14 protein-coding genes are annotated in these 12,347 nt (G+C 65.1%); 11 read left to right on the top strand and 3 right to left on the bottom strand.

All coding sequences use genetic code 11. The annotated features are described in order from the left end of the window. Position 1: 1 nt before the first annotated feature. The gene (locus ACQR0W_RS21400) at positions 2-1,186 is read right to left on the bottom strand and encodes an alpha-D-ribose 1-methylphosphonate 5-triphosphate diphosphatase (protein WP_315810539.1); all 1,185 of its coding nucleotides are present in this window, start codon (positions 1,184-1,186) and stop codon (positions 2-4) included. After that, positions 1,183-1,845 (bottom strand): DapH/DapD/GlmU-related protein, encoded by a 663-nt coding sequence (locus tag ACQR0W_RS21395; RefSeq protein WP_315713050.1) that lies wholly within the window; start codon positions 1,843-1,845, stop codon positions 1,183-1,185. Before ACQR0W_RS21395 ends, ACQR0W_RS21400 begins: the two co-directional genes overlap by 4 nt. Positions 1,846-2,019: 174 nt before the next feature. On the opposite strand from ACQR0W_RS21395, the gene phnC reads away from it, so the two are divergent. The 9 genes from phnC (at position 2,020) to ACQR0W_RS21350 (ending at position 10,399) form a co-directional block, all read left to right on the top strand. Further along, the gene (phnC, locus tag ACQR0W_RS21390; protein WP_315713048.1) at positions 2,020-2,829 is read left to right on the top strand and encodes a phosphonate ABC transporter ATP-binding protein; all 810 of its coding nucleotides are present in this window, start codon (positions 2,020-2,022) and stop codon (positions 2,827-2,829) included. A 79-nt stretch (positions 2,830-2,908) separates the two neighbouring features. Then, positions 2,909-3,841, top strand: a complete 933-nt coding sequence (phnD, locus tag ACQR0W_RS21385) for a phosphonate ABC transporter substrate-binding protein (protein ID WP_315713046.1) — start codon at positions 2,909-2,911, stop codon at positions 3,839-3,841. A gap of 95 nt (positions 3,842-3,936) precedes the next feature. Continuing rightward, the gene (phnE, locus tag ACQR0W_RS21380; protein ID WP_316166097.1) at positions 3,937-4,821 is read left to right on the top strand and encodes a phosphonate ABC transporter, permease protein PhnE; all 885 of its coding nucleotides are present in this window, start codon (positions 3,937-3,939) and stop codon (positions 4,819-4,821) included. Continuing rightward, positions 4,818-5,666: a phosphonate ABC transporter, permease protein PhnE gene (phnE, locus tag ACQR0W_RS21375; RefSeq protein ID WP_315713042.1), complete on the top strand. Its 849-nt coding sequence runs from the start codon at positions 4,818-4,820 to the stop codon at positions 5,664-5,666. The genes phnE (ACQR0W_RS21380) and phnE (ACQR0W_RS21375) overlap by 4 nt, the downstream gene beginning before the upstream one ends. Before the next feature lie 159 nt (positions 5,667-5,825). Continuing rightward, on the top strand, positions 5,826-6,833 hold the full coding sequence (locus ACQR0W_RS21370; RefSeq protein ID WP_315752875.1) for an ABC transporter substrate-binding protein: 1,008 nt from the start codon (positions 5,826-5,828) through the stop codon (positions 6,831-6,833). Positions 6,834-6,885: 52 nt separating this feature from the next. After that, complete coding sequence (locus tag ACQR0W_RS21365) at positions 6,886-7,701, top strand: ABC transporter permease (RefSeq protein ID WP_316166098.1); 816 nt, start codon at positions 6,886-6,888, stop codon at positions 7,699-7,701. A 4-nt stretch (positions 7,702-7,705) separates the two neighbouring features. Further along, entirely contained in the window at positions 7,706-8,491 is a 786-nt protein-coding gene (locus ACQR0W_RS21360; RefSeq protein WP_315810534.1) for an ABC transporter permease, read from the top strand. Between the two features lie 5 nt (positions 8,492-8,496). Then, entirely contained in the window at positions 8,497-9,549 is a 1,053-nt protein-coding gene (locus ACQR0W_RS21355; protein WP_316166100.1) for an ABC transporter ATP-binding protein, read from the top strand. 7 nt (positions 9,550-9,556) lie between these two features. Then, complete coding sequence (locus ACQR0W_RS21350) at positions 9,557-10,399, top strand: phosphodiesterase (RefSeq protein ID WP_316166101.1); 843 nt, start codon at positions 9,557-9,559, stop codon at positions 10,397-10,399. A 35-nt stretch (positions 10,400-10,434) separates the two neighbouring features. On the opposite strand, the gene phnF is transcribed toward ACQR0W_RS21350, so the two are convergent. Next, on the bottom strand, positions 10,435-11,160 hold the full coding sequence (gene phnF / locus ACQR0W_RS21345) for a phosphonate metabolism transcriptional regulator PhnF (RefSeq protein ID WP_315752880.1): 726 nt from the start codon (positions 11,158-11,160) through the stop codon (positions 10,435-10,437). Between the two features lie 119 nt (positions 11,161-11,279). On the opposite strand from phnF, the gene phnG reads away from it, so the two are divergent. Beyond that, positions 11,280-11,735 carry a phosphonate C-P lyase system protein PhnG gene (phnG, locus tag ACQR0W_RS21340; RefSeq protein WP_316166194.1) on the top strand — a complete coding sequence of 152 codons (456 nt, stop codon included), beginning with the start codon at positions 11,280-11,282 and terminating at the stop codon, positions 11,733-11,735. Then, complete coding sequence (gene phnH, locus ACQR0W_RS21335; RefSeq protein ID WP_316166103.1) at positions 11,735-12,346, top strand: phosphonate C-P lyase system protein PhnH; 612 nt, start codon at positions 11,735-11,737, stop codon at positions 12,344-12,346. Before phnG ends, phnH begins: the two co-directional genes overlap by 1 nt. The last annotated feature ends 1 nt before the right edge of the window (position 12,347 follow it).

Raw genomic sequence — 12,347 nt, 5'->3', positions numbered from 1 at the left:
GCTACTCCGCCGCCATGGCACGCGCCGGCCGGGCGTTCAGCCGGTCGGTCTCGGTGAGATAGACCAGCCGGCCGGACGCGATCACGGCGACGACATGGGGGCGCAACGGCACGCGGTCGTCGACCAGAATGATATCGGCGCGGCGGCCCTCGGCGAGCGTGCCGCGGTCCGCCAGCCCGGCTGCGCGTGCAGGGCTGCCCGAGATCAGATCCCAGGCGCGCGCCAGCGGAAGAACGCCGTCGGCCGCAAGCCGGTACGCTGCCAGCAGCGGCGCTGGATAGTAGTAGTCGGAGGCCAGCACCGAGCAGAGGCCCTTGGCGATCATGTCGCTGGCCTTCGTCCACCCGGTATGGCTGCCGCCACGGACGACGTTGGGCGCGCCGAATACGATCGCGTCGTCCCCTTGAGCGGCCTCGCGCGCGGTCTCCTCATTGACCGGAAACTCTGCGATGGTCACTCCCTGGCTGCGAAACGCCTTGCGCATGGCCGGGCTGTTGTCGTCATGCGACAGCATGCGGACACCAGCCTTGCGTGCGATCTCGGCCAGCCGCGCGATCGAGGCCGGAACGGCGTCGGCGCGAGCGGCGATGCGCGCGACCAACCGGTCGAACTCCGCGCCGGGCAGGCCGGTGCGGTCGACCATGCGCTGGCGCTTGTGCGGCTTGTCCAGACTCGCCACCGTCGAATCCATGTGATCGTTGAAGGCGAACAGGTCAACGCGCCGGTCGGCGAGCCACCGGCCGATCTCCTCCTCATCGTCGAGATTGAAGGTCTCGTGACGCAGATGAAAGCGCGTGTCGGCTGCGAGCCGCGGGCGCAGCGCTTCGATCGATTCGAGCAGGCGCCGCGCATTGTCGGCGCTGCGCAGGCCCGGCTCCCATGACCAGGTCGTCGCGTGAAAGACCGTGGTGATGCCATTGCTGATGGCCTGGCGGTCGCTGTCGATCAGCGCAACGTCTGTCGGGAAATCGACCCCGGCGCGCGGCATCATCTGGCGCTCGAACGCATCACCATGAATGTCGACGATGCCGGGAAGCACGGTGAGCCCCTCCGCATCGAGTTCGAGACCCGACCGGCGTCCCGGTGTCCCGATGCCGGCGATCACGCCGCCGGATATGATCAAGGAGGTGTCGACGAAGTCGGTATCGACGAGGCAGCGGCCTCGCGAGATGGAGATATCGGTCATGGGGCGGCACTCTGCCGCACCGAGACGCGTGCGTCGAGGGCAGCCTCGTATTTGTCGAGAAACGCGGTGATCGCGAGCTTGCGGAAATCCGGCAGCGCCGCGCGCAGCGCCTCGTGATTCCAATCCCACCACGCCAGATCCAGCAGCCGCTGCTCGACCTCGCGCGGAAACCGGCGCTTGATCGGGCGCGCCGGATTGCCGGCGACGATGGTATAGGCCGCAACGTCCTTGGTGACGATGGCGCCGGCCGCCACGACCGCGCCGGTGCCGATGTTGCGGCCCGGCAGCACGATCGCGCCATGGCCGATCCAGACATCGTGTCCGATCTGGACATGATGCTCTCTCCGCCAGGCGAAGAACTCCGCATCGTCCGGCTCTCCTGGGAAATAGGCGCTGGCGCGATAGGTGAAATGGGCCTGCGTCGCCCGCTGCATCGGGTGGTTGCCCGGATTGATCCGGGTCATCGCCGCGATCGAGCAGAACTTCCCGATCCTCGTGTAGGTGATCTGGGAATCGTTGACCACATAGGAGTAGTCGCCCATCGTCACCTCCTGCAGGATGGTGCGGGCGCCTATCTCGCAATAGGCGCCGAGCGTCACGTCCTGGAGCTTGGCCGAAGGGTCAACGGTAGGTTCAATCGAAAGCGACTTGCCGGCCATCTCGCGTCCTGTCTCTACGCCTGTGAGGGTGTTGGATCTCCCTTATGACAGAGGCGTGACATCTGCATGACTGCGGCCAGCGTGTGGACGGATGTGGCGCCGCAGTGTCGCTGTCACATAACTGTAGAATCCAGACGTTAGCGATAGGCCAAAGCGAGGCGTCTGGAGAATTCAATGCTGGTGGTGGATGGCCTGACGTGCCGTTTTGGCATGAAAGCCGCAGTCGACAATGCATCCTTCTCTGTTGCACCGGGCAGCTTCGTCGGCGTGATCGGGCGTTCCGGCGCCGGCAAGTCGACCCTGCTGCGGTCCATCAATCGCCTGAGCCCGGTGAGCGGCGGCCGCATCCTCTTCAAGGATCTCGACGTGACGGCGCTGCGCGGCCGTGACCTGCGGCAGTGGCGCGCGCGCTCGGCGATGATCTTCCAGCAGTTCAATCTGGTCGGCCGATTGGACGTGCTGACGAACGTGCTGATGGGGCGACTGGCCGAAATCCCGTCGTGGCGCTCGCTGGCGCAGCTCTGGCCAGCGGAGGATGTCGCCATGGCGCTGTCGGCGCTCGAGCAGTTCGACATGGCCTCCCTCGCCGCGCAGCGCGCCGATCAGCTCTCGGGCGGGCAGCAGCAGCGCGTCGCGATCGCGCGCGCGATGGTGCAGAACCCCGAGATCATTCTCGCAGACGAGCCGATCGCCTCGCTCGATCCCCGTAACACCAAGATCGTGATGGACGCGTTGCTGCGCATCAACAAGCATTTCGGCATCACCGTCGTCTGCAATCTGCATTCGCTCGATCTGGCGCGCAGCTATTGCGATCGCCTGATCGGCATGGCGACCGGACGGATCGTGTTCGACGACGTGCCGTCGGCGCTGACGGCGCAGATCGCACGTGAACTCTACGATCTCGAGGCGGACGAGGTGATGGGTTCGATCCATCCGGCACCGGCGGCAACGGTGCCGGTACTCGGCGAAGCGGCCGTGGCCTGAGACGCGGATTTCTGCAAGCTCGAGCTTCCGCATGGCGCGGGGGCGAGACCTGTTACTTACTGCAACAAGAGGGCATGTTATGATCAATCGTCGCATCGTTCTGGCGGGCGTCGCTGCGCTGGCTTTCACGGCCTCGGCGTCAGCCGAGGACTGGAAGGCGAAGTATCCTGAGCTGACCTTCGCCGTGGTCCCGGCAGAGAACGCCTCGGGTGTCACCGAGCGCTGGACGCCTTTCGTGAACTATCTCTCGAAAGAGCTGGGCGTGAAGGTGACGCTGCGCATCGCCAACGATTATGCGGCCGTGATCGAAGGCCAGCGCGCCGGCAACATCCACATCGCGAGCTACGGTTCGGCCTCGTTCGCCCGCGCCCGGCTCACCGGGGTCAAGACCGATGCCTTCGCCAACGACATCAACTCCGACGGCAGCACCGGCTACTATTCGGTGTTCTTCGTCAAGGCGAGCAGCCCGTACCGGAAGGTCGAAGACCTCAAGGGCAAGAATCTCGGCCTCGTCGATCCGAACTCAACGTCGGGCAACAACGTGCCCCGCTTCGAGCTCAACAAGATGGGCGTGACCGACGCCGAGACGTATTTTGGCAAGGTTGTCTTCACCGGCAGCCACGAGAACGCGGTGCTGGCCCTGTCGCAGGGGACTGTCGACATCGCGGCCAACCAATGGACGAGCGACAACGACTCGACGCTGGCGCAGATGCTGACCAAGGGCATGCTGAAGAACGCTGACGGTTCGCCGATGAAGAAGGACGACTTCCGCATCATTCACAAGTCGGCGCCGATCATCAACGGCCCCTACGCCTACAACACCGACCTGCCGGCCGATCTGAAATCGGCGATCGCCAAGGCCTTCTTCGATGCGCCGATCAAGGACAAGGCCGCCTTCGACCGTCTCTCCGACGGCCAGAAGAAGGGCTTCCACCCTGCCACGACGAAGGACTGGGATGGCACGATCGACCTGATCAAATTCGTCGACAGCCTGCGCAAGAAGGCGTCCTGATCGACGATCCATCGATGGTGAGCCGGGTCTCGTGGGGCCCGGCTCGTCCGTTGAAGAATCCCTCGCACGTCCGAACCAAGAGCAGCACGAAGCCGATGGCTGTTGCCGTTTCGATCCTTCCGAGCCAGCAGCTTGCGGCTCTGAACGAGACCTATCGGCGGGCCGTTTCGCGCCGCCGTTTGCGTCTTGCCCTGTCCGCCATGGTATTCCTGGCGGTGCTCTTCGCCGCGGCCATCGGTGCCGAGGTCAATCCGCGGACGTTCTATACCTACTTCGGCAACTTCATCAGCTACTTCGATCGCATCTTCACGCTCGACGACGGGCAGCGGGTCTGGACCAATCTGCCCGAATGGTTCTGGGGCTTCAGGAAGTGGCTCAAGCTGTTGGCAGAGACGCTGCTGATCAGCTACGTCGGCACGATGGCCGGAATGCTCGTCGCATTCGGTCTCAACTTCTTCGCCGCCGAGAACACCTCGCCCGCGCCGTGGATCCGCTTCACGGTGCGCCGGCTCCTTGAATTCGCCCGCACCGTTCCGAGCGTCGTGTTCGCCCTGATCTTCGTCATTGCTTTCGGGCTTGGGCCGATCCCGGGCGTCCTCGCCATCGCCCTTCATTCGAGCGGTGCGCTCGGCAAGCTGTTCTCCGAGGTCGTCGAAAACGCCGACATGAAGCCGGTCGAGGGCGTGCGCGCCACCGGCGCGAGCTGGCTGTCCTGCATGCGCTTTGCCGTGCTGCCTCAGGTCATCGCCGGCTTCTCCAGCTACACGCTGCTGCGGTTCGAGATCAACGTGCGCGAGGCGTCCGTGATGGGCTTCGTCGGTGCCGGCGGCATCGGCCAGGAGCTCGTGGTCGCGATCCGCAAGTTCTACTATTCCGACGTCAGCGCCATTCTTGTCATGATCGTGGTCACCGTGTTCCTGATCGACATCGGTACCGGCTGGCTGCGCGGCCGCCTGTTCGGCTCGGAGGCCCGCACATGAGTATCTCCGGCTCACCCGACCCGAAGCAGCTCGCCGAGCGCTATCCGCAGATCTTCAATCGGCCGTTGTCCGCACGCCTTGCAACGCCGCTCGTGCTGGCGTTGGCCGTGGCGATCTTCGTCTTCGGTCTGGTCGATCTCGACTTCTCGCCGTCGCGGATGCTGTCCGGCCTCGGCCAGCTCGGCTGGATCGCGCGGATGATGCTGCCGCCGGATCCCGGCTCATCGCTTCCGATTTATCTCAAGGCGCTCGGCGAGACGCTCTCGATCGCGGTGCTCGGCACCACCTTGGCGGCCGTGTTCGCTCTTCCGGTCAGCCTGCTTGCAGCCAGGAATATCATCCCGTCGGCGATCTTCCGTTTTCCGGTGCGTCGCCTGTTCGACACCATTCGTGGCGTCGACACACTGATCTGGGCGCTGGTCTGGATCAATGTCGTCGGCCTCGGGCCGTTCGCCGGAGTGCTGGCGATTGCGGTCTCGGATTTCGGAGCGCTCGGCAAGCTGTTCTCGGAGGCGATGGAGAGCGCCGACCGGCGGCAGGTCGAGGGCGTTCGCGCTGCCGGCGGCAGCCCGCTGCATGAGATCCGCTTCGGCCTTCTGCCGCAGGTTCTTCCCGTGATTGCCGGCCAGGTGCTCTACTTCATCGAATCCAACACGCGCTCGGCGACGATCATCGGCATCGTCGGCGCGGGAGGCATCGGGCTGCAGCTGGCGGAGCAGATCCGCGTGCTGGAATGGCAGAAGGTGTCGTTCCTGATCCTGATGATCCTCGTGGCGGTGGCTGTGATCGACTGGATCTCAGGCAAGCTGCGCTTTGCGATCATCGGCCGCCGCGCCATTGCTTGAACAACGCGGCATCCGAAGGTTGCGATCGTTCGCCTACGAACGATCAGGATGCAGTGCCGGCTGTGTGTGCTGCACCGACTGTCGCAAATCCTTCATGTGCCGCCTTTAGGGGAAGCTCCGGAACTGGCTGCCATGCCAGGACATACGGAGTCCGTCTTCATGAAGCTTACTCGCCTCGTTCTCGCGCTGCTCGCGCTATGTGTTGCCGCATCATGGCAGCCGGCCAAAGCCGCGGACGTCATCTGCTACAACTGCCCGCCGGAATGGGCCGACTGGGCCTCGATGCTCAAGGCGATCAAGACCGATCTCGGCTACGACATTCCACACGACAACAAGAACTCCGGCCAGGCGCTGGCGCAGATCCTCGCCGAGAAGAGCAATCCGGTCGGCGACATCGGCTATTTCGGCGTCACCTTCGGCATGAAGGCGAAGACGCAGGACGCGCTGGAGGCCTACAAGCCCGCAAACTGGGATCAGGTCCCCGCCGGCCTGAAGGATGCGGACGGCTACTGGACCACGATCCACTCCGGCACGCTCGGTCTGTTCGTGAACAAGGACGCGCTCGGCGGCAAGCCCGTTCCGGCCTGCTGGAAGGACCTGCTCAAACCCGACTACAAGGGCATGGTGGGCTACCTCGATCCGAGCTCTGCGGCCGTCGGCTATGTCGGCGCGGTTGCCGTCAACCTCGCGCTCGGCGGTTCGCAGGCCAATTTCGAGCCAGCCCTTACGTTCTTCAAGGATCTGCGCAAGAACGATCCGATCGTGCCGAAGCAGACGTCCTATGCGCGTGTCGTCTCGGGCGAGATCCCGATCTTGTTCGACTACGACTTCAACGCCTACCGCGCGAAATATACCGAGAAGGGCAATTTCGAGTTCGTGATTCCCTGCGAAGGCTCGGTGGTCTTTCCCTATGTCGTCGGCCTTGTGAAGAACGCGCCCGACAAGGACAAGGCGAAGAAGGTGATCGACTATCTGCTCTCCGACAAGGGCCAGGCGATCTGGACCAATGCCTATCTGCGTCCGGCGCGCCCGATCGAGCTGCCGGACTCGGTGAAGAACAAGTTCCTGCCGGACAGCGACTACGCCCGCGCCAAGAGCGTGAACTGGGGCGATATGGAAGCTGCGCAGAAGGGCTTCGTCGATCGCTATCTGTCCGAAGTCCGCTGAAGGAGCACCGCGCCTCCGCCGGAGACGATCCGGCGGAGGTGCACTTGATCACATGTCGCACAAATCCTTCGTCCGGCTCTGCCTGCTGCCCCTGGCAGCCGTCACCGCGGCATTCTTCCTGTTGCCGATGGCGAGGCTGCTCGCGACCGGCGCTGAGGGACCGCACGGTCTGACCGAATATCTCGCGATCATTCTCGAACCGCGCTACCGCACGACTCTCCTCAACACGCTGGCGCTGGCGGCGGCCACCACGATCGCGACCCTGATCATCGCGACGATCGCCGGCCTGTTTCTGCAGCGTCACCGGTTTCCGGGCCGCGCGATCCTGGTTGCGATCCTGACGTTTCCGCTCGCTTTTCCGGGCGTTGTGGTCGGCTTCATGATCATCCTTCTGGCTGGCCGTCAGGGGCTGATCGGCGAGGTCTCGTCCCGGCTCACCGGCGACAAGCTCGTATTCGCCTATTCGATCTACGGGCTGTTCCTCGGCTATCTCTATTTCTCGATTCCGCGGGTGATCCTCACGATCATGGCTGCCGCGCAGAAGCTGGACCCGGGGCTGGAGGAGGCCGCGCGCTCGCTCGGTGCCGGCCCCTGGGCCGTGCTGCGCGACGTGATCCTGCCGGCCCTGACGCCGGCGCTGATCGCATCCGGCGCGATCGCGTTCGCGACGGCGATGGGCGCGTTCGGAACGGCATTCACCTTGGCCACGAACATCGACGTGTTGCCCATGCTGATCTACACGGAATTCACGCTGGCCGGAAACCTGGCCACCTCGGCGGCGCTCTCGGTCGGCCTTGGCCTGATGACCTGGCTGATGCTCGCATTGGCGCGCTCCTTCGCCGGCAGCTCGGTGGCAGCGGCAGGGTAGGCACGTGCGCGACAGGGCCATCTTCATCCTTCAACTGCTGTTCACACTGCTGGTCGCCGCCTTCCTGGCCGTGCCGGCCGGCCTTTCGATCGCCGCGGGCGTGACCGTCAACTACTTCCGCGGCATTCAGTCCGGCGTGACGCTGCAGTGGGTGGCCCAGGTCTGGGAGCTCTACGCGGGCACGATCATGGCATCGATCCTGATCGCGCTGGGCACGCTGGCGGTCACGCTCGTGGTCGGTGTTCCCGCTGCCTATGCGCTGTACGTTCGCGGCGGACGGCTGGCGCGGCTGGTCGAGGAAATCATCACCTTGCCGCTCGCGATTCCCGGGCTCGCCATCGCGCTCGCGCTGTTGCTCACCTATGGCGGGGCGGGAAGCTTCCGCCGCTCATGGCTGTTCATCCTCGCCGGCCATGTGATCTTTACGATGCCATTCATGGTGCGGTCCGTCATGGCGGTGTTCTCGACGATCGACGTGAAGTCGCTCGACGAAGGTGCCGCATCGGTCGGAGCCGCGCCATGGCGCCGCTTCATCGATGTCATCGTTCCTAATGCCGCGCCGGGGATCCTGGCGGGCAGCCTCATGGTGGTGACGCTATCCCTCGGAGAATTCAACCTGACCTGGATGTTGCATACGCCGCTGACCAAGACACTGCCGGTCGGCCTTGCCGATAGCTACGCATCGATGCGGCTCGAGGTCGCGTCCGCCTACACGCTGATCTTCTTCGTCATGATCATCCCGCTGCTGGTGGCCATGCAATGGATCGGCGAGAGAGGAAGCCTGAGGTGAGCACGATGACCCGGCATGGAGCCGCCCTCAAGGTGGAGAATTGCGGCAAGACCTTTGCCGATGGGACCTGCGCGCTTGCGCGCGCCACGCTCGACATCGCGCAGAGCGAGACGCTGGTGCTTTTGGGGCCGTCCGGCTGCGGCAAGACCACGCTGCTGCGGATCGTGGCCGGGCTCGAAACACCCGATGCGGGCGGGCGCGTGCTGTTCGGCGGCAAGGATCTGACGAGGCAGCCGATCGAGAAGCGCAATGTCGGCATGGTGTTTCAATCCTACGCGCTGTTCCCCAACATGACCGTCGCGGACAATATCGGCTACGGGCTCAAGATCCGCGGCGTGCCCAAGCCGGAGCGCGCCGCGCGGGTCGCAGAGCTGGTCACGTTGACCAACCTCGCCGGCCTCGAAGATCGGCGAATCGATCAGCTCTCGGGCGGCCAGCGCCAGCGCGTCGCGCTGGCGCGCGCGGTCGCGATACGGCCGAGCGTGCTGCTGCTCGACGAGCCGCTCACCGCGCTCGATGCGGCCTTGCGAGAGCGCCTGCGCGGCGAGCTCAACGGCTTGTTGCGCACGCTCGGCATCACGGCGATCTACGTCACGCATGACCAGGCCGAAGCCATGGAGCTCGGCGACCGCATCGTCGTGATGCGCAAGGGCGCCATCGCGCAGATCGGGACGCCGCGCGAGATCTATTTCTCGCCCGCCGATCGATTCGTCGCGGAGTTCGTCGGCGCGGCCAACATCATCGAGGCGCCGATCGACGGAGCCCAGCTCGTTCTGCCGGGAGGTCGGCAGCCGATCGCCGATCCCGGTCCACGTAACCTGGCGGTGGCGATGGTTCGGCCGGAAACGATCGGGATCGTCGATGCCGCGGCATCGAGTCTGACTGGCGTCGTCGACAGCGTCCGCTTTGTCGGCGACCGGCAGCGGATCATCGTCCGCGACGCCGCCTCAATTGCACTGACCGTGGACGCGCCGAATTCGATCAGGGTCGCTGCGGGAGAGCGGATCGGCCTGCGGATTGCAACGGACTCCATTCGGCTGTTGCCGGAGAAAGGCTGATCTGCTGATGACCAAGAGCCCCGTCGTCATCGCCCAGATATCCGACCTGCACATCAAGGCGCCCGGCCGGCTCGCCTACCGCCGCGTCGATACGGCGCGCGCGTTGACCCGTTGCATCACGGAGCTCAACCGGTTCGAGCCGAAGCTCGATCTGGTGGTGATCTCGGGCGATCTCGTCGATACGCCGTCGCCGGCCGAGTACGATCATCTCAAGGATCTTCTCGCCGAGCTCGAAACTCCATTCGTCGCCGTGCCCGGCAATCACGATTCACGCGAGCTGATGCGCGCGGCGTTTCCGGGCGCTCTGCATGGTCAACCCACCAGTCCGCTGAACCGGTGCGTAGAGTTGGCCGATCTCGATCTGCTTCTGCTCGATTCCAGCGTGCCCGGCCATCCGCATGGCGAGCTCGATGAAGCGAGTCTGCAATGGCTCGACGCCGCGCTGTCCGGATCCAGCGAAAGGCCGGCCCTGCTGTTTCTGCACCACCCGCCGTTCGCCACTGGCATCTGGCACATGGACCGGCAGAACCTGCGCAACGCCGACGATCTCGCGGCCGTCCTCACGCGCCATCCGCGGGTGCAACTGATCGGGTGCGGTCACGTTCATCGCGCGACGCTGACCCGGTTTGCGGGCATCCCCTGCACGATCTGCCCGGCACCGAACCATGCCGTCGCGCTCGACCTGGCCGAGCTTCGTCCGCCATCCTTCCGGATCGAGCCACCGGCCTTTCACCTTCATGCCTGGTTTCCAGGACCGGGATTTGGAACGGTCGTCACGCATCAGGTGCCGATCGGGGATTTCGACGGGCCGCATCCGTTCTTCAATCAGGACGGCACGCTCATCGACTGAGGGCGCAAGAACGAAGCGAGGCGGCGGGGTCTGGTCTAGCTCTCGACCTCGAACGTCACGCGCTCCGCCGCGAAGCGCGAGCGCTTGCTGACCAGCGGCGTCCCATCGGCATCGATGTCGGTGCTGTCGACCACCAGCACCGGACGGCCCAGCGCGAGGTCGAGCCGTGCGGCGTCGCTCGCGTCGGCGATGGCCGCCGTGATCCTGGTCGCGCCGCGGCGATAGTCGCGAATGCCGTAATGCGCAAGCAGCGCCGTCATCGAGCGGAGCGATGCGAAGATGTGGCCGGCCTCGGGAAATCGCTCGGACGACAGCCAGGACGTGCTGACGCAGATGGGGGTCTTGTCGGCAAGACGCAGTGCCTCGATTCGGACCAGCGGCGCCCCCGTCTTCAGTCGGAGCGCGTGCGCGAGTTCGCGCGTCGCCGACTCTTCGGACGCTGCGATCAACTGTCCGCGCGGCTCGCGCCCGCCGGCGCCCACGATCTCGGAGAACCTGGTTCGCGATCTCAGGGGATATGACAGACGAGGCGCTTCGACATAAGTGCCGCTGCCGCGCTCGGCGCGCACGAGGCCGCGCTCGGCCAAGGTCGCGAGCGCGCGACGCACCGTATGACGGTTGACGCGGTAGGTTTCGGCGATCTCGGTCTCGCCGGGCAGGCGGGTGCCGGCCGCGAAGCGGCCGTCGGCGATGTCGCGCTCGATGCCGTCGGCCACCCGGCGCCACAGTGCCACGCCCGAGTCGGCGCCCTGCATGCTCATCTGCGGTTCTCCGCTGCACGACCTGAAAATCACGCCCATGTCATCAAACAGTCATGGCGCTTCGTTACGAAGTTGTCTATTAACATAGACAACTTCGCGATAGCAAGTTCGGGGTGAAGATGGAAGGCGAGACCGCGATGCAGGACCGGCGCAGGACGGCGATGCGGGTATTGGCGCATGCCTCGCATGCGGACATCCGCGCCAGGCTCGACGGACTGGCGCTGCCTGAGTATCGCGACCTGCGTCCGGCGGAGAATGGTCTCGTGATGCTGCGGGGCCGGATCGGCGGTGATGGTGCGCCGTTCAATGTCGGCGAAGCGACGGTGTCGCGCGCCGCGGTACGGCTGGAGAGCGGCGAGGTCGGGTTCGGCTATGTGCTCGGACGAGACGCCGGCAAGGCGCGTCTGATGGCGCTGTGTGACGCGATGATCCAGTCGTCGAGCCATGCGCGATCGATCGAGACTCAGGTGGTCGCGCCGCTGCAGGAGCTGATGCGCGCATCGCGGGAGCATCGAGCGGAGGAGGCTGCGGCCACGCGTGTCGATTTCTATACGATGGTGCGAGGAGAAGGCTGATGGCTGCTGCCGCTTCCGATCTGCAGCCTGGTTTCGCCGACAATGTCCTGTCCGCGCAATCGACCTTCCGTACCGTCATGGAGGCCATGGCGCGTCCGGGCAATGTGCGGCAGGTCGAGGGCGATGTCGGCCGGCCGTCGTCGTTGATGCCTGGTGCTGCCGCGATCGCGTTGACCTTGTTCGATCACGATACGCCGATCTGGCTCGATGCGCCGCTCGCCGGCACGCCCGAGGTCGGCGCCTGGCTCAAGTTTCACACCGGGGCGCCGATCGTCGCCGATGCCGCGCTCGCCTGCTTTGCGGTGGCGGCGGACCCCGAAGCGCTGCCTGATCTGAATTCATTCGCGCTCGGCAGTGCTGAATACCCTGATCGCTCGACGACGCTGATCCTGCAGGTGCCGAGCTTGTCCGAGGGGCCGGCGTTCAAGCTGCGCGGTCCAGGCATCGACGGGGCGACATCGTTCCGTGCAACGGTCGCGCCCGCCGATCTGTTCGAGCGGCTGTCGATCAATGAGAAGCTGTTTCCGCGTGGTGTCGATGTGGTGCTGGTCGATGGCTCGTCCATCGTCGCCATCTCGCGAACGACCCGACTCGTTTCCGCAGGAGAGTGAG

Source organism: Bradyrhizobium sp. HKCCYLRH1034, assembly GCF_051168375.1.
Classification (GTDB): domain Bacteria; phylum Pseudomonadota; class Alphaproteobacteria; order Rhizobiales; family Xanthobacteraceae; genus Bradyrhizobium.
The sequence above is the reverse complement of the archived record's forward strand: the minus strand, read 5'-3'. Positions and strand labels throughout refer to the sequence as shown.